The sequence below is a fragment of the Bradyrhizobium sp. B117 genome (genome assembly GCF_038969555.1).
Taxonomy (GTDB): domain Bacteria; phylum Pseudomonadota; class Alphaproteobacteria; order Rhizobiales; family Xanthobacteraceae; genus Bradyrhizobium.
On record NZ_CP152414.1, the window covers coordinates 7,369,852 to 7,384,585 of the forward strand.

Genomic DNA, 14,734 nt, shown 5'->3' on the forward strand with positions numbered 1-14,734 from the left:
CGCCCCTGATTACTGCGCGGACACCGCTTCGTAAATGTCCTCCTCTTGAGCAGTATGCATGCGCACCAGCGTTTCGATCGCCTCGATAACACGTTGGGCGTCCCGTATAAGATAACGATCGATCTTTTCTGACGGTAGGTCCGCCGCGATCCGCGCGAGCAGCCGCGCAAGGTGTAGGATCTCGCGGTGCGCGCGGCTCATGGCCGAGAGGCCGTGGCGTTCTCGCAGCACCTCTGCAATTTTGGGATAGACGCTGCCCTCGTCCTCGCGCTCGTGCGTCACAACGCTGCCCTGGACCAGGCGATGGGCCTCTTCGATCAAGGTCGCCGCGGTGTCTGGGGTCGCATCGTCAATCGCATCGACGATCTTGCGCAGCCGGTCGAGATCCCTGAATAGCGCCTGATGCTCGTGATGCAGCGCCAGCCCCTGCTCTGCTGATATCCGGCGACTGGTAGTCCCATGGGCTGGAGTGAGCGCCCGAAGCGCGTTCAGGATGACGGCAACATCGATCACCTCTTGCACGATCGCTGCCGGGACGGGATTCAGCCAGCCGACGGTGGCGGCCACCATGGCCGCCATCGACAATCCCATACCAATAATGATGCTCTGGAGGGCGATTCGCCGTGCTCGCTGCGCAATTAGGATCGCTTCGCCCACGCGATCAAGCCGATCGGTCAGGATCACCACATCTGCCGCCTCGGACGAGGCGCTCGCGCCGCGCGCGCCGAGCGCGACTCCGATATCGGCCACGGCCAATGCCGGGGCATCATTGATGCCATCGCCGACCATGATGGTCGGATGCAGCCGCTGTTCCGTGCGCACGGCCTCGACCTTGTCAGCGGGAACGCGATCGGCCAGCACGGCATCGAGGTCGAGCGCTGCTCCGATAGCCTGCGCCGCTGCAGCGCGATCGCCCGTGACCATCACCATTCGCGCAATGCCCGCATCGCGAAGTAACCGGATCGCTCTCGGCGTATCAGCCCTGAGCTCGTCGGCCAGCAGCAGCGCACCGACCGGGCGGCCGTCCACGGCAACAAAGACGATCAGCGCCGAGCGCCAAGATGCGCGCCGGATTGCCCGCAGCTCCCACGGCGACAGCTCGGCATGTGAGCGAACTAGCTCTCGCGAGCCGGCGGCGACATGGCGGCCGTCGATCAGGCCGGACAAGCCGGTGCCCATGGTCTCCTTGACCTGTTCGGGCGTTTTCAGCTTGAGGCCGCGATCGACAGCGGCAGCGACGACAGTCTTGGCGAGGACGTGATGCGAGGCCTGCTCAAGCGATGCCCCGAGGGCGAGGATCTCGTCCGGATTTTCCCCTGGGGCGACTTCAACCGAAAGCAGCCGGGCACCTCCCACCGTCAGCGTACCGGTCTTGTCGAACAGCACGGTGTGCGCGCGAGCCAGCGCCTCCAGCGCGCCTCCACCCTTGGCCAAGATTCCACGGCGGGCCGCTTGCGCCACGCCTGCGATGAAGGCGACCGGTGCGGCCAGAATCAGGGGACAAGGTGTCGCCGCCACCAGCACGGCGAGGCTGCGGGTCAGATCGCCGGAGATCTGCCACGCCAGGAAGGCGATGGCGAGAGTCACCGGGAGAAAGATCAGCGCATAGCGGTCGGCCAAGCGCACAAAAGGCGCCTTCGCCGTTTGCGCCGCCGTTACCATGCGCACAATACCAGCGTAGGTGCTCTCGCCGGCCGGTGCGGTAACGATCAACTCGAATGTCTCACCCGCATTCAGCGAACCAGAAAGAACGGCACTGCCCCGCGTCTTCTCGACTGGTATCGGCTCTCCCGTAACGGCGGACTCGTCGATGGTCGCCCCGGCCGAATGGACGATGCCGTCGACCGGAACGATCTCGCCGGCGTGTACCAGCAGCTCATCGCCGACGGAGACCACCTCGACCGACACCTCCTCGACCCGCTCGCCGGTCTTGCGATGTGCCTGGCGCGGCGCACGGTCGACCAGCGACCGCAAGTCGTGCTCCGCTCGTGCGATCGCGATATCCTCCAGCACGTTGCCGCCGGAATACATCAGCGCGACCACGGCGCCGGCAAGCGGCTGGCCGAGAGCCAATGCCGCGCTCATCGACAGGAGAGCGATCGCGTCCACCCCCAGGCGGCCGCCCAGCAAGTCCCTGACGATCGAGACCGCCAGTCCTCCTATCACGGGTGCCGTGCCGATTGCCCATGCGAGATCGGCCAGATCAGGCCGGCCCACGGCCCGCGCAACAATGCCCGCGGTCAATCCCACGATTGCGATCGCAACCAGGGTCCACGGCAAAACCCGCTCAAACGAGATGGTTTGGTTCGGCATTTTCACATGCAGATCGCTCTCTTCCGAAGCCAGCCTCCTTGCTTGAGCGGAATCAACAACATTGGGAATGCTACGACCCTAGAGACGGCCACCCTGCAGAGATCGTTTCGGCTTCGGTGATTCCTGGACTGACTTCATGTAGTTTAGGACTGCCTCGGCATCATCCCTGTTGAAGCGAAAGGTCGGCATTGCAGGATGAATGCTGCTATAGCCATCCTGAAGTCGCTGCAGAAAGTCGCTGTCGTAGAGCTTGGTTTCGCTAAAGCTGCGAAAAGGTGGCGCCTGCCTGTTCGGACTCGCGCCGGTCCTGCCAACTGAGTGACAGCGGGCACACATTTTTTTCAGCAGCTCCCTGCCATGTCGATGTTCCTCGTCGAACGCGTGGGCGCCGGTGCTCGACCAGAGAGTGATTGTCGAAAGTATAAGCAAGCATCGCATCATCGCAGTCGTTCCCGCGAAATAGTTCACCAGCGCGAGGTCGCCTTCTCACACGATGTCACCGCCGCTGAAGGCCAGCTTGATGCAGCTCAAAGGATGCGCTCGGTTGGCGATAGGACTCGCAATAGCGGCAAGCATGACCACCAAATGGCACCGCGCCGCCCAAAGCGATTGGCGCAACTGCTCTCAGGGGTATAGACAGGCCAGTTGCGCCCAGGGTTGACGGCCGGCTGCTCCGATACTTGACCTGCCTCAAAACGTGCAAGCCACTTCGGGGCTACACTGGTCCAAATCGGAGGCGACCAATGGACGAAACGTTCAGGCGGAAAATCCTTCGGCTCCTGGATCAGCACCGGACCACGAGGATCGCGACGTTGCGATCTGACGGCTGGCCCCAGGTGACCACTGTCGGCTACGCCAATGACGGGCTCGTCATCTATTTCCTTTGTGGAGCGGACAGCCAGAAGGCAGCTAACCTGGCGAGGGACGATCGAGTCTCGCTAACGGTGGACGACGATCCCGCCCAAGTGATGGAGATCGCCGGCCTATCGATGGCGGCACACGCGAAGCTTGTGACCGATCCCGCCGAATTTGAAAAAGCCTTGCGGCTCCTGATCTCGCGATATCCGAACCAAAAGGGCCTCGATCTTCCCATGCCGAAAACTTCGGATGTCTGCGTCTTTCGCCTGACACCGACGATCGTCTCCCTGCTCGACTACTCAAAGGGATTTGGACATACCGACCTGATCGCGTGCTAAGGAGCCGCGGCTTCCGCCAAGGCGCGGTTGCGCTCGGCCATTTTGCCTGCGTCCGCCGGAACCGCTGATCGGCAGGCGGTTTTGGCGATGAGGGTGCCCGCAGGCGCTCGCGCGATTTTGCTGTGAGTGCCCGACCGTGAGTTGAGACAGAACATGTTCCGCACCATACGCGTCGATATCAGTCTCGCGATCCTGATCGCACTAGCAGGGTTGTTTCTCGTCCGCGTGCACAAGGCTGACGGATCCAAACTTGCTGCAGATGGGGCGTCGGAAGGACGTCGCCTCGCGGAAGCATGGTGCAAGCCATGCCATGCAATCGAACCGCACATGGCGGGGATATCGGATCAGGCACCGGGCTTTGCGGCAATCGCAAACAGGCATGGAACGACAGCTCTTTCGCTGAAAGTGTTCCTGAAGACCAGCCACCAGAACATGCCGAACCTGGTCATCGCACCCGATCAGGCCGACGCTCTCGCGAACTATATCCTTAGCCTAAAGACTCAGGACTAGGGCGTGGACTCATAACGCGCGGCCAACCATAGCCTGATGGACGCGAGTTGAACGAAGGCCAGATAGTTGGCAGCAAGCCTGTCGTAGCGCGTCGCCACCCGACGACATTGTTTGATCCTGTTGAAGAACCGCTCGACCCTGTTGCGGGCGCGGTAGAGATAGGGGCTGAAGCAGATCGGATCGCTGCGGTTGCTTTTCGGCGGGATATTGGCGCACGCGCCCTTCTTCAGGGCAAGCTCTCTGATCCAGTCTGCGTCATAGCCACGGTTAGCAAGCAGCATTGCCACCGATTTGAGACGAGACAACATTCTTCCTGCAAGTCGAACATCATGGGCCTCACCGGGACTCAGCGCCAACCGCACCGGCAAACCATTGCTATCGACCACCGCATGGATTTTGCTCATCAAGCCGCCGCGGGACCTTCCCATCGATTGGCGTCGGTTCCTTGTGATACAGGATCCATGCTGATGCACGCGGACAATTGAGGTATCGATCATCTGGACGGCGGCGTCATGCGCAGCGGCAAGCGCCTCTATGATGCGCCCCCAGACACCAGCCCGCCGCCAGCGGACGAACCGGTTGTAGCAAGTGGTGTATGGGCCAAACGCCGCCGGCAGATCACGCCAGGGTGCTCCTGATCGAAGCACCCAGAAGATACCATTGAGGACACGTCGGTCGTTCACCCGAGGAACGCCACGCGGCTTGTTCGGCAGCATCGGCCTTATGGCAGACCATTCACAGTCGGCGAGTTCGTAGCGCATGATTCGACCCCCAATTTGGGAGTTTGAATCACAAGCCTTCGGCCTAACGCAACGCTCCCGGTTCAGTCGCCGTTGGGTGTTAACGATGGACGTCAGCGCGACGAGCAACCACTAAGGCTGCATGTGCGGACGCACGGATTGTTCCGCCTTCGTCAACGCTTCGGCGCACAAGTCGCTTCTCTCGCAACGAGTAAACGTTACACTCGCGCCATCATTCGTGACTCGCCTTCCACGACTACCGCGTGTATTTAGTGCGCGCCGCTCGGGAGGCGGCGGGGGCTGGGGCCGCACATGCACGACGAGACGTCACTGCGTTACGCCGGCTGGCGGGTCGTGCTTGCCTGCTTCTTGCTGGCGCTGTCGATTTTCGGCTTTGCTCTGTACGCGCAGGGTATCTACCTGGTCGAGCTGGAGCGTCTGAACGGCTGGCCGGCCTCGCTGATCTCGGGCGCCAGCACGCTGTCGCTCTTGATCGGCAATGTCATCGTCATCTTCACCGATGAGATCGTGCGGCACCTCGGCCTGAAGCGCTTGGCGCTGGCAGGGATTGCGTGCCTCGCCACCTCAATGGTGCTGCTCCCCTTCGCGGCCGCGCCGTGGACCATCTATGCGGCATTCGCGTTGATGTCGCTCGGCTGGGTCGGCATGGGCACCGTAATCATTCCGGCGGTGGTCGGCGCTTGGTTCGTGCGACGCCGAGGTCTTGCAATTAGCCTAGCCTTCCTCGGTGCTAGCTCCGGCGGCATCATCGTCACGCCACTACTGATGGTCCTGGTGGGCCACCTTGGATTTCAGACCGCAATGGTGGCCGCAAGCGCAGTCCTGCTGATCTTTCTACTTCCGACCACGTTCGCCTGGATCGGCCCGCCGCCGAATGTGTGCGCGACGACCGCAAGCGCTGACCAATTTTCGCCGGCGCCCGGTACTAGCATCTGCCGTGGCGAGATAGTGCGCCGGCCGGCGTTCTGGACAATCGTTTGCGCTCGGGATCATCGCTCAGGTCGGCTTCATCGTGCATCAGATCGCTATACTTGAACCGAAAATCGGGGCTCTTAAGGCGGGGCTCGCAGTCAGTGTAATGACTTCGATGGCGATTGTAGGAAGGGTCTCACTCAGCCTCGTCGCAGACCACCTCGATCCTCGGCTTGTTGCCGCCATCTCGCTGGTGAGCCAGGCCGTGGCGGTGTTCACCATCCACCTGAGCGACAACGTCCATCTCGTGCTGCTGGCCTCCGCGGTGTTCGGCTTTTCGATCGGAAACCTCATCACACTGCCGCCGCTGATCATCCATCGCGAGTTCGAAGTCCAAAATTTCACAGTGGTGATGGGGCTGTTCACCTCGATCAGCGGCACGGTCGGCGCCTTCGGTGTCTCCCTCCGGTGAGGGCCGCCTTGTCGGGTTAATACCAGTGCTGTGTAACAGCCCTTATGGACAGCAATAAGTTCAGTGCTCAGATTGAACGGTTCGAGGTTGTCGAGACTGGCCGTCGCCGTCGCTGGACCGATGATGAGAAACTCAAGATCGTTCTGGAGAGTTTGCAGGCCCCGCGCGCGGTCTCGTCGACAGCACGACGATACGGCATCTCGCGCTCGCTCCTGTTGACTTGGCGACGATCGTTTGGGACGCGGACGAGCAATACTGAACAACCTCAGCCAGCGTTTGTGCCAGCGATGGTGATGCCGGACCAACCGCCGGCGCCGCCAGTAACTTTAGCGGGGCCAGCGAGCGGACGCATGGAGATTGTCGTCGGCAAGGCCTGTCGGGTGATCGTGGACGCCGGCGTTGATATGACCGCGTTGTCTCGCGTATTGGATCTGCTGGAGCGGCGATGATCCCGATCGCGGCAGGGGCGAGGATCTGGATCGCAACCGGTCACACTGACATGCGCAAAGGCATGCAGGGTCTGGCATTGCTGGTGCAGGAGGGGCTGGGGCGGGATCCTTTTGCCGGCGACGTCTTTGTGTTCCGTGGTCGTGCTGGCACCCTGATCAAAGCCCTTTGGCACGACGGGATCGGGCTGTCGCTCTACGCCAAGCGACTGGACCGTGGCCGCTTCATCTGGCCGGCGACGGTGGATGGCGTGGTATCGCTGACCGCAGCTCAGATGGGCTATTTGCTGGAGGCGATCGACTGGCGCAATCCCCAACACAGCTGGCGGCCGCAGAGCGCAGGATAGGTTGCGCAATAGTCCCGTGAGATTGCAAAAAGCGCACGCCAAATCGTCGCTTTTGTGATTCCATCGGTGCATGGGTGACGGTCCCCAGAAGCTGCCGGAAGACATTGAGGCGCTGCAAGCGGCGTTGCTGGCGACGCGCGCCGAACTCGCCAGCGTTCGCGCCCAGCAGTCCGACGACCATGCTCTGATCGCTCACCTGAAGCTGCAGATCGAAAAGCTGAACCGTGATCGTTATGGCCCTCGCTCGGAGCGTACCGCAAGGCTGCTGGATCAGCTCGAACTGACGCTGGAGGAGCTCGAGGCCTCAGCGACTGAGGACGAACTCGCTGCCGAAATGGCCGCGGCCAAGACGACGAAGGTGGCCTCGTTCACGCGCAAGAGGCCGTCGCGCCAGCCGTTCCCGGACCATCTGCCTCGCGAGCGGGTGCTCGTGCCGGGACCTGTGGCGTGCGCCTGCTGCGGCGGAGCGAGGTTGTCCAAGCTCGGGGAGGACATCACCGAGACGCTGGAGGTGATCCCGAAGTCCTGGAAGGTGATCCAGCACGTCCGGGAGAAGTTCAGCTGCCGTGATTGCGAGAAGATCAGCCAGTCCCCGGCGCCGTTCCACGTCATCGACCGTGGTTGGGCCGGCCCCAGCTTACTGGCGATGGTGCTGTTCGAGAAGTTCGGCCAGCACCAGCCGCTGAACCGTCAGGCCGAACGCTATGGCAAGGAAGGCGTGCCGATCAGCCTGTCGACCCTCGCCGACCAGGTTGGTGGCTGCACTGTTGCGCTGACGCCCTTGTTCCGGCGCCTCGAGGCCCATGTGCTGAGTGCCGAGCGATTGCACGGGGATGACACGACGGTGCCGGTCCTGGCCAAAGGCAAGACCGACACCGGCCGCATCTGGGTCTATGTACGCGACGACAAGCCTTTTGGCGGGCAGGCCCCGCCGGGAGCAGTGTTTTATTACTCGCGCGATCGCGCGGGCGAGCATCCCCAGGCCCATCTGGCCGGCTACAACGGCATCTTCCAGGCCGATGCCTATGGCGGCTATGGCAAGCTTTACGACCCGAGCCGCAACGTAGGTCCGATCCTGGAAGCGGCGTGTTGGGTCCATGCCCGACGACCGTTCTTCGTGATGGCTGATCTGGCGGAGAATGCGCGCCGCAAGGTACAAGGCAAAAAGCCAGCGGTGATCTCGCCTCTGGCACTGGAAGCAGTCCGTCGGATCGACGCCTTGTTCGAGATCGAGCGAGGCATCAACGGCGAGACGCCCGAACGGCGCCGGGCCGTCCGCCAGGAGCTGAGCGCGCCGCTGATGGCCGATCTGAAAGTCTGGATGCGTGAACAACGCGCCAAGCTCTCCCGGCGCAACGACGTTGCCAAGGCGATGGACTACATGCTCAAGCGCTGGGATGCGTTTACCCGCTTCCTCGACGATGGCCGCATCTGCCTGTCGAACAACGCCGCCGAGCGAGCCCTGCGCGGCATCGCCCTGGGGCGGAAGTCTTGGCTGTTCTGTGGCTCCGACCGCGGCGGCGACCGTGCCGCGATGATGTACAGCCTGATCGTCACAGCCAAAATGAACGACGTGGATCCACAAGCTTGGCTCGCCGACGTCCTGGCACGCATCGCTGCACATCCCGTACAACGGCTCGACGAACTTTTGCCCTGGAATTGGCGCGACCGAAATAAGCAAGTCAACCAAGCAGCCTGAGTGACCGCTACGCGGTCCTCACCGGATGCTTACCCTTCGGTCCCGGATTGATCGGTCTAATCCGCGGCTGGAGAGGCGATTACGGCGCTGCGCTGCTGTTGACCATTGCGCTGGAAGTGATCGCCGCCGCGATTGTCCTAGCGCGTGCCGGAGATCCAAGAGTGGCCAAGGAGCTCGATTGTGCGCGAAGGTAAGCCATGCTGTTTGAACGAGATCGCGTAGCTGCGGCGTTACTGCATTCTTGGTCCGTGCAAACCAGCGGACAATGGCTGGCCAGCAATCCAGCGCGCGGTCAGTGCAGTGTAACAGCATTGCTTATCAATGAGCTCTTCGGCGGCGAAATCCTAAAGACACCGCTTGCCGAGGGGGACCACTTTTACAACCGAATCAATGGGCGGCGAATCGACCTGACCGATAGCCAGTTTGAGGCCCCTCTGAACTACCTGGATCTTAGATCAGGTCGAGATGAAGCTCTGGCTGGCACGTCGACCGCCAAGTACGAGTTCTTCAGAGCTGCCTTCTCTTGCTACTACAAAATTGAACTGTAGGAGTCCGCTACCTTCAGATCCTCTGCCGACTTTTCCATTCGTCTCTCGCGCGACAGATCTCCGACCGCTGGTTGCTGCAAGGTCGAAATTCACGGATGCTTGTCAATGATCCCAAAGCCCCTTAAGGCCGTCGTTTTCGATATGGACGGATTGCTGCTCGACACCGAGGCGCTCTACCGTGGGGCAATTTTCGCCGCGTGTGCGGCTCAAGGGCACCAAATGGTTGATCATGTGCATCTCAGCTTGATCGGCGCGCCGAAGGATCTAGGTGACGAAAAGCTTATTGGCTATTTTGGACGGGCGTTTGATCTTGATCGCTACCATTTAGACTGCGAGGAACATTTTGACGGCCTGTGCGCAATTGAAGTCCCACTTCGCCCTGGCGTTATTGATCTCCTCAAAGTTCTGCGCGACGCCGCGATCCCCATGGCCGTTGCAACGTCAACCGCACGACCGAAATCTGAAGCGCAGCTGAAGAAGGCAGACATCTTCCACAATTTTGATGTGCTAGTCACGCGAAGCGACGTTGAGATAGGCAAGCCCCATCCCGAGACTTTCCTAAAGGCGGCCACACTCCTCAGTGTCGATCCACCAAGTTGCTTAGCACTCGAAGACTCGCACAATGGAGTTCGTGCGGCAGCGGCGGCGGGAATGTCTACGATTATGATCCCCGATCTCCTCCAACCGACGCCGGAGATCGCGGGTCTATGCGTCGGCGTGTTGCGGAGCCTGAATGACGTTCGGATCAGGATTTCTCAGCAGTTATAACGGAGGCAGCTTCTTGGCTGCCCCTTTTTGGCACGCTACCTGTTCGTCATCAATCTAAAGACTGTGAAGTCGTTTGGGCTCGAAATTCCATCGACACTGGCGGCGCTCACGGACGAGGTAATCGAATAGGCCAGCGACTTCCGTTCGTGGTTCGCTGCTGACTTCATGCGAACCACCGCAGCGTCCGCCATCCGGCGTAGACCGGACCAGCCCTGAAACGGGGTTGAAGTCGCAGTTTGGACCCATAGCGGACATGCGGAAAGCGGATGCCGCAATTCACCAGTCTCGCGGCGCGATGCTGGGGCACAATTTTTTGAACCAGTCGTGGATTTCGGCGTAGCTGCATGCGCCACAATCATCGACAAGTCTGTTATTCTTCACGTCAAGCACAGCCCACTTCGCATACGCCACGTCGCCGCTGTCAACGAACTGGCTCCGATCCACCGTCTCGATACGACCTAGAAGGCGGTAGCGTAAGCCATTCAAGCCGGTCCATTCTTTTGCTTGACAATCAGCCGTGATCGTCCTGTTTCGACTTTGGGCGCGTTCCTGATATGCCTCTTCTGCGGCTGTCTGCGAGTAGCTTTCGCCCATCGTTTGGCCAATGGTATAGTACAAGGCAGCCCGTCGGCTTGGTTTCGTGTGGATCACAGCGTGGCTTGTATCCAGCCCGACGGCGCTCTCGATTTCATCGTCCATGCCATCCCTCTCGCCGTAAGCAACGAACAACTTCTTGTCACGAGGGCCAAGATAGATGCCTTGGTCGAGAGACCAAGCGCAAACATACGTTGTGCGGTCGCTCCAACATCCGGCCGCCTGTCTCAGCTTCCCAAGCGGCCAGTCACGAGGTGTTTTATGTGGGCCTGTCCAGCTCGCAATGCCTTCGTCCGGAGCGGTCACCTTAACCTCGGCTTCAATACCTGATCCACTGGTGTTCGCAATGCGAAAGGAGCCCTTCTTGTCTATGGGCGTAAACTCGCATGGCGAACCAATATAGTGCGCCCCATCAATTTCAAAGAGGCACTTCGCCTGCCTTGCTTTCGCGGGTGTTGCGAAAGCATGCACGGCGATGAGCAAAAGCAGTAGGGACAGCGTGTGTCTCATCGCGATCCAATTCATCAGAACCACATCAGATCAAGCTGGCCTCCGTATATCTCTACGCAACAGCGAGCGGAAGAGTTCGCTGATACTTGATACGTCGGCTTCTAGCCCTTCTCGGACCTCATGCAATGCCCGTTTCAACGCCCCTGTTGGGAGATAAGCGGACATCGCGGATTTATGAGTACACGCCCTAGCACTACTTTGGCAGATTATCGCTTTTGCCGCGTTTTTTAGGATTCCCGAATCGATTTTTCAATGATTCATGGGTGGTCGGCTCTTGGAGGGCTGACCAATGGCGGAATGGGAAGACGAACTCGAACGCTGGCTGAAGCCGTTCCTGGACCGATTAGGTCATAAGACCCGGCAGCGGATGTGCCCCCTGTACGTTGCGGGATTGATCGGCCCTGGCGATCGCAAAAGCGTTCAGCCGATGGCAGAACGCCTTGCAACCGGCAACTACGATCAGCTGCACCATTTCATCGCCGATGGCGTCTGGGACGCGACACCGTTGGAATCCGAACTGCTCAACCAGGCGGACCGGCTTGTCGGCGGCAAGGATGCGGTGCTGGTTATTGACGACACGGCAATGCCGAAGAAGGGCGAACGCTCGGTTGGTGTCGCGGCTCAATATGCGTCCTCTCTTGGCAAAACGGCAAATTGCCAAACGCTGGTGTCGCTGACACTTGCGCGCGGCGAAGTGCCCGTGATGGTCGCATTGCGTCTCTTTCTGCCCGAGAGTTGGACAGGCAGTGTGTCTCGTTTGAAGCGTGCTCGCGTGCCGATCGAACACCGAACGGCACGATCCAAGCCGGAAATTGCTTTGGCCGAGGTTGACCGAGCGATGGCAGCCAACGTGCGCTTTGGATGCGTGCTGGCGGATGCAGGATACGGGCTCAGCGCACCGTTTCGACAAGGGCTAACAGACCGCGGCCTGGCCTGGGCCGTTGGCATCCCTCGGCATCTCAAGGTGTATCCGGTTGATGTACAGCTCATTTGGCCGATTACCAAAGTCCGCGGGAAGCCACGAAAGCACCACGTACCAGATATCTTGTCGATTGCGGCGGAACAAATGCTGGCCAGCGCCAAATGGAAAACCGTGAGTTGGCGCAGCGGGACGAAAGGTCGCCTGAAAGCGCGATTTGCTGCTCTCCGTGTCCGCACCGCCGACGGCCCTCCGCAGCGGATATGGGATAAAGGTCAGCAGCATCTCCCGGGCGACGAAGCTTGGCTCATTGGCGAGCAACGTGCCTCCGGGGAGAGGAAATACTATCTCGCCAACCTCCCTGCGGCGACGGATCTGCGCACACTGGCCGCCACCATCAAGGCACGATGGATTTGTGAGCAGGCGCATCAGCAGTTGAAGGAGGAGCTTGGACTTGATCACTTCGAAGGGCGATCATGGCAAGGTCTTCATCGCCATGCCCTGATGACAATGATTGCCTACGCCTTCCTGCAACATCGTCGCCTCGCATACGCGGGGCGGAAAAAAAAGAATCAACGGGCCTCCGCCTCAGCCAACCATGCCCGCCGTACGTCACGCCATCGTCGATCTCATCCTTCGACCGCCGTCGCAGCGGTGTCCATACTGCAGAAAACAAATCCTTGAAAAACAGTGGCGCAACCACATTCTGCCAAAGTAGTGCTAGAACGCTGATCGCCGCGACAGTATCGTAGGCTGGGCTCTTAACGAGCCCGGTCGGCCCGCAAGGTCTCGAAGAACGCCACGATCGCGTCAATCTGGTATTCGACAAGTTTTGGCTTGAGCATTGCTTCGTTCGGGCCTACTCGACGGTGGCTTGACGCCAACAACAGTCGGAGATCGTTGGCTGAGAAAGATGGTCGACTGGCAATTTCGCTGAAGCTTGGCGCGGGGAAGCGAAAGGCTGGTGTCTCCTTTGAAGAATCCGAGATGACGTGACAGAGGCCGCAGGTCCCGCGAGCCAGCGCACGCCCCTCCGCGATCTGATCCGCGAACAACTGATCGCCGAACGGCGAATTGACCGGCACCTGGATGGTGATCGAACCGAATCCGCTCGCGCGGTGGCAGGTATTGCATCCGCTCGTGAAATCCGCGTAAGCCTTCGCGAAAGCTGCACTATCCTTCAGTTCAATCGCACGATCCAAGGCTTGTAACTGTTCGGTAGTTTGAGACAATCGCGAGCTTTCGGATGGATAGAGCATTGCCTTCCGCAAGCCGGCTTCGATCTGTCGAAGCTCGTAATTCGCCAAGCTCCAGTTGCCGAGCTTTCCGGCGAACCACAGTTTGATGTGTTGGAATTGGAGCGCGACCATAAGGTCGGATAGTTGCGTTGACGTATTGCCAGCAGGCTGGTTCTCTGCCCCCGCATTGAATAGTGGAAGCATGGCGACGATCCCGGCGATCATCAGCGTCCGACACTTCATACCAGCGCTCGAAAAGATGAGGCAAGGCCAGCCTCGGCGCCGATTCCGATCAACACCTTTCCAAATGACTGACGTCATGCGCGCGCACCAAAGCGATTTCTCGACGCACCGACCGAGCGCATCAAACGAATTTCCCTGTCGATCGGCCCAGGCGTCGTTGATTAGACAAGCAGGTTCGTAAAGAACGGCTCGGCAATCTCAGCGACTGATGGCTCTATCCCGTCAGATGCGACGGCGGTGATAAATTCGCGCTTGCAGTTCCAGCAGCGCCAGAGCTCTTGGGCTTCCTGAGGATTGATACGTTCACGCCACTCGAGATCGACCAACCCGGAACCACAGCGAGGGCATTTTTCGTTATGTGGTGCTGAGACCGATGCCATATGGGCTTTCCTCGTATTCGACGCGTAGCATGCGTTCTTGGCAGTATAGCGAAATGATCTAGATCAACGATCTGCTCGCTCTTCCCCCATAGCTGACTTGAGGTGTAAGCCATCGTCCGCAATTTTCGCCGAGGCCACTGCGGTATCTGCCATTGGGACGCTCATCAACTGGCTAACCCCACAGCACGCTTCTAACGCCGTTCGACTTCGGACTCTTGCTCCATCTGCAAGATGCGCGCTCGTAGCGCGTCGAAGGTTTCTTCGGCGGCCTCGCTGAACAGCGGATCCTCATGATTGACTGTGGCCGAGGCGATCTCAGTCCAATCTGCCGGCTTGAGAGCCTTGAGGGCGGCGGGGAAGAAATCGCGGTCTTCGATCATGATGTGACGCCGCTCGCTCTCTATGAAATCGCGAACGATGTTGTCCACATTCTGCCGAAGAATCTCTCGATCCGCCAAAACACTGTCGATCGCCTGAGCGACGCGGCGCAAACGCTGGGTCCCTTTTTGGTGTTCGAGCGTCAGATCGCCGATCCTTGCCGCCGCAGCTGGATCTCGAAGCTTTAGCTTGGAAAAGACCAATTCTTCTTGGGGATGATGATACAGTTCCGGATAGAGCTCAAAGTAGCTGATAATCGCGCGGATGACCTCATAGTCGGGATGGTCCCCGCGATCGAAAATCTCAAGCTCGCGATCGAGTACGGCGAGTAGCGTCTCGATGTTGCGATGTTCCCGGGATAGACGCTCAATGATCATTGCGACCTCCAATGAACCATTGAATGATGGAAGCTATCTTGAAAGCGATCCCAGTTTCTTGCGCTAGATCAAACACGGAGGATCGGTCGCGACGTCGACGGGGACGACATACTGCTGTCTGGA

The 14,734-nt window shown here is 59.8% G+C and carries 16 protein-coding genes and 1 pseudogene; 10 read left to right on the plus strand and 7 right to left on the minus strand.

The window, feature by feature from the left end; translation table 11 throughout:
• Positions 1 to 9 precede the first annotated feature (9 nt).
• Both AAFG16_RS35620 and AAFG16_RS35625 read right to left on the minus strand, forming a co-directional pair.
• Complete coding sequence (locus tag AAFG16_RS35620; protein WP_342732844.1) at positions 10 to 2,313, minus strand: heavy metal translocating P-type ATPase; 2,304 nt, start codon at positions 2,311 to 2,313, stop codon at positions 10 to 12.
• Between the two features lie 78 nt (positions 2,314 to 2,391).
• A complete protein-coding gene (locus AAFG16_RS35625) occupies positions 2,392 to 2,754 on the minus strand; it encodes a c-type cytochrome (protein ID WP_342741021.1) in 363 nt (120 codons plus the stop codon).
• A 302-nt stretch (positions 2,755 to 3,056) separates the two neighbouring features.
• Here AAFG16_RS35625 and AAFG16_RS35630 point away from each other — a divergent pair, with 302 nt between their 5' ends.
• Positions 3,057 to 3,509, plus strand: a complete 453-nt coding sequence (locus tag AAFG16_RS35630) for a pyridoxamine 5'-phosphate oxidase family protein (RefSeq protein ID WP_342732846.1) — start codon at positions 3,057 to 3,059, stop codon at positions 3,507 to 3,509.
• 153 nt (positions 3,510 to 3,662) lie between these two features.
• Complete coding sequence (locus AAFG16_RS35635) at positions 3,663 to 4,019, plus strand: cytochrome c (RefSeq protein WP_342732848.1); 357 nt, start codon at positions 3,663 to 3,665, stop codon at positions 4,017 to 4,019.
• On the opposite strand, the gene AAFG16_RS35640 is transcribed toward AAFG16_RS35635, so the two are convergent.
• Complete coding sequence (locus tag AAFG16_RS35640; protein ID WP_342732850.1) at positions 4,016 to 4,780, minus strand: IS5 family transposase; 765 nt, start codon at positions 4,778 to 4,780, stop codon at positions 4,016 to 4,018. The two genes, AAFG16_RS35635 and AAFG16_RS35640, sit on opposite strands and share 4 nt — an antisense overlap.
• Positions 4,781 to 5,071: 291 nt before the next feature.
• On the opposite strand from AAFG16_RS35640, the gene AAFG16_RS35645 reads away from it, so the two are divergent.
• The 7 genes from AAFG16_RS35645 (at position 5,072) to AAFG16_RS35675 (ending at position 9,972) form a co-directional block, all read left to right on the plus strand.
• Positions 5,072 to 5,815 (plus strand): MFS transporter, encoded by a 744-nt coding sequence (locus tag AAFG16_RS35645; protein ID WP_342732852.1) that lies wholly within the window; start codon positions 5,072 to 5,074, stop codon positions 5,813 to 5,815.
• Positions 5,816 to 5,867: 52 nt separating this feature from the next.
• A complete protein-coding gene (locus tag AAFG16_RS35650) occupies positions 5,868 to 6,164 on the plus strand; it encodes a hypothetical protein (RefSeq protein ID WP_342732854.1) in 297 nt (98 codons plus the stop codon).
• A 44-nt stretch (positions 6,165 to 6,208) separates the two neighbouring features.
• Positions 6,209 to 6,613 carry a transposase gene (locus AAFG16_RS35655; protein ID WP_080134401.1) on the plus strand — a complete coding sequence of 135 codons (405 nt, stop codon included), beginning with the start codon at positions 6,209 to 6,211 and terminating at the stop codon, positions 6,611 to 6,613.
• Complete coding sequence (gene tnpB, locus AAFG16_RS35660) at positions 6,610 to 6,957, plus strand: IS66 family insertion sequence element accessory protein TnpB (protein ID WP_080134400.1); 348 nt, start codon at positions 6,610 to 6,612, stop codon at positions 6,955 to 6,957. The genes AAFG16_RS35655 and tnpB overlap by 4 nt, the downstream gene beginning before the upstream one ends.
• Before the next feature lie 70 nt (positions 6,958 to 7,027).
• Positions 7,028 to 8,656 carry an IS66 family transposase gene (locus AAFG16_RS35665; RefSeq protein WP_194482923.1) on the plus strand — a complete coding sequence of 543 codons (1,629 nt, stop codon included), beginning with the start codon at positions 7,028 to 7,030 and terminating at the stop codon, positions 8,654 to 8,656.
• Positions 8,657 to 8,853: 197 nt separating this feature from the next.
• Complete coding sequence (locus tag AAFG16_RS35670; RefSeq protein ID WP_342732856.1) at positions 8,854 to 9,204, plus strand: hypothetical protein; 351 nt, start codon at positions 8,854 to 8,856, stop codon at positions 9,202 to 9,204.
• 105 nt (positions 9,205 to 9,309) lie between these two features.
• Positions 9,310 to 9,972 (plus strand): HAD family phosphatase, encoded by a 663-nt coding sequence (locus tag AAFG16_RS35675; protein ID WP_283081108.1) that lies wholly within the window; start codon positions 9,310 to 9,312, stop codon positions 9,970 to 9,972.
• A 276-nt stretch (positions 9,973 to 10,248) separates the two neighbouring features.
• On the opposite strand, the gene AAFG16_RS35680 is transcribed toward AAFG16_RS35675, so the two are convergent.
• Positions 10,249 to 11,091 carry a hypothetical protein gene (locus tag AAFG16_RS35680; protein WP_342732859.1) on the minus strand — a complete coding sequence of 281 codons (843 nt, stop codon included), beginning with the start codon at positions 11,089 to 11,091 and terminating at the stop codon, positions 10,249 to 10,251.
• Positions 11,092 to 11,328: 237 nt separating this feature from the next.
• Between AAFG16_RS35680 and AAFG16_RS35685 the strand changes: the two are divergent.
• Positions 11,329 to 12,679 (plus strand): annotated as a pseudogene (locus AAFG16_RS35685) (IS701 family transposase).
• Between the two features lie 77 nt (positions 12,680 to 12,756).
• Here AAFG16_RS35685 and AAFG16_RS35690 read toward each other — a convergent pair.
• The 3 genes from AAFG16_RS35690 to AAFG16_RS35700 form a co-directional block, all read right to left on the minus strand.
• Positions 12,757 to 13,458, minus strand: a complete 702-nt coding sequence (locus AAFG16_RS35690; RefSeq protein ID WP_342732861.1) for a hypothetical protein — start codon at positions 13,456 to 13,458, stop codon at positions 12,757 to 12,759.
• 179 nt (positions 13,459 to 13,637) lie between these two features.
• Complete coding sequence (locus AAFG16_RS35695; protein ID WP_342732863.1) at positions 13,638 to 13,856, minus strand: hypothetical protein; 219 nt, start codon at positions 13,854 to 13,856, stop codon at positions 13,638 to 13,640.
• Positions 13,857 to 14,047: 191 nt separating this feature from the next.
• The gene (locus tag AAFG16_RS35700; protein ID WP_342732865.1) at positions 14,048 to 14,611 is read right to left on the minus strand and encodes a hemerythrin domain-containing protein; all 564 of its coding nucleotides are present in this window, start codon (positions 14,609 to 14,611) and stop codon (positions 14,048 to 14,050) included.
• Between the last annotated feature and the right edge of the window lie 123 nt (positions 14,612 to 14,734).

What these genes read in the sequence shown, in the direction of transcription:
- AAFG16_RS35620 (WP_342732844.1), bottom strand. Translation starts at nt 2,313, where the DNA reads ATGCCGAACCAAACCATCTCGTTTGAGCGGGTTTTGCCGTGGACCCTG.
- AAFG16_RS35625 (WP_342741021.1), bottom strand. Translation starts at nt 2,754, where the DNA reads ATGATGCGATGCTTGCTTATACTTTCGACAATCACTCTCTGGTCGAGC.
- AAFG16_RS35630 (WP_342732846.1), top strand. Translation starts at nt 3,057, where the DNA reads ATGGACGAAACGTTCAGGCGGAAAATCCTTCGGCTCCTGGATCAGCAC.
- AAFG16_RS35635 (WP_342732848.1), top strand. Translation starts at nt 3,663, where the DNA reads ATGTTCCGCACCATACGCGTCGATATCAGTCTCGCGATCCTGATCGCA.
- AAFG16_RS35640 (WP_342732850.1), bottom strand. Translation starts at nt 4,780, where the DNA reads ATGCGCTACGAACTCGCCGACTGTGAATGGTCTGCCATAAGGCCGATG.
- AAFG16_RS35645 (WP_342732852.1), top strand. Translation starts at nt 5,072, where the DNA reads ATGCACGACGAGACGTCACTGCGTTACGCCGGCTGGCGGGTCGTGCTT.
- AAFG16_RS35650 (WP_342732854.1), top strand. Translation starts at nt 5,868, where the DNA reads ATGGCGATTGTAGGAAGGGTCTCACTCAGCCTCGTCGCAGACCACCTC.
- AAFG16_RS35655 (WP_080134401.1), top strand. Translation starts at nt 6,209, where the DNA reads ATGGACAGCAATAAGTTCAGTGCTCAGATTGAACGGTTCGAGGTTGTC.
- tnpB (WP_080134400.1), top strand. Translation starts at nt 6,610, where the DNA reads ATGATCCCGATCGCGGCAGGGGCGAGGATCTGGATCGCAACCGGTCAC.
- AAFG16_RS35665 (WP_194482923.1), top strand. Translation starts at nt 7,028, where the DNA reads ATGGGTGACGGTCCCCAGAAGCTGCCGGAAGACATTGAGGCGCTGCAA.
- AAFG16_RS35670 (WP_342732856.1), top strand. Translation starts at nt 8,854, where the DNA reads ATGCTGTTTGAACGAGATCGCGTAGCTGCGGCGTTACTGCATTCTTGG.
- AAFG16_RS35675 (WP_283081108.1), top strand. Translation starts at nt 9,310, where the DNA reads ATGATCCCAAAGCCCCTTAAGGCCGTCGTTTTCGATATGGACGGATTG.
- AAFG16_RS35680 (WP_342732859.1), bottom strand. Translation starts at nt 11,091, where the DNA reads ATGAATTGGATCGCGATGAGACACACGCTGTCCCTACTGCTTTTGCTC.
- AAFG16_RS35690 (WP_342732861.1), bottom strand. Translation starts at nt 13,458, where the DNA reads ATGATCGCCGGGATCGTCGCCATGCTTCCACTATTCAATGCGGGGGCA.
- AAFG16_RS35695 (WP_342732863.1), bottom strand. Translation starts at nt 13,856, where the DNA reads ATGGCATCGGTCTCAGCACCACATAACGAAAAATGCCCTCGCTGTGGT.
- AAFG16_RS35700 (WP_342732865.1), bottom strand. Translation starts at nt 14,611, where the DNA reads ATGATCATTGAGCGTCTATCCCGGGAACATCGCAACATCGAGACGCTA.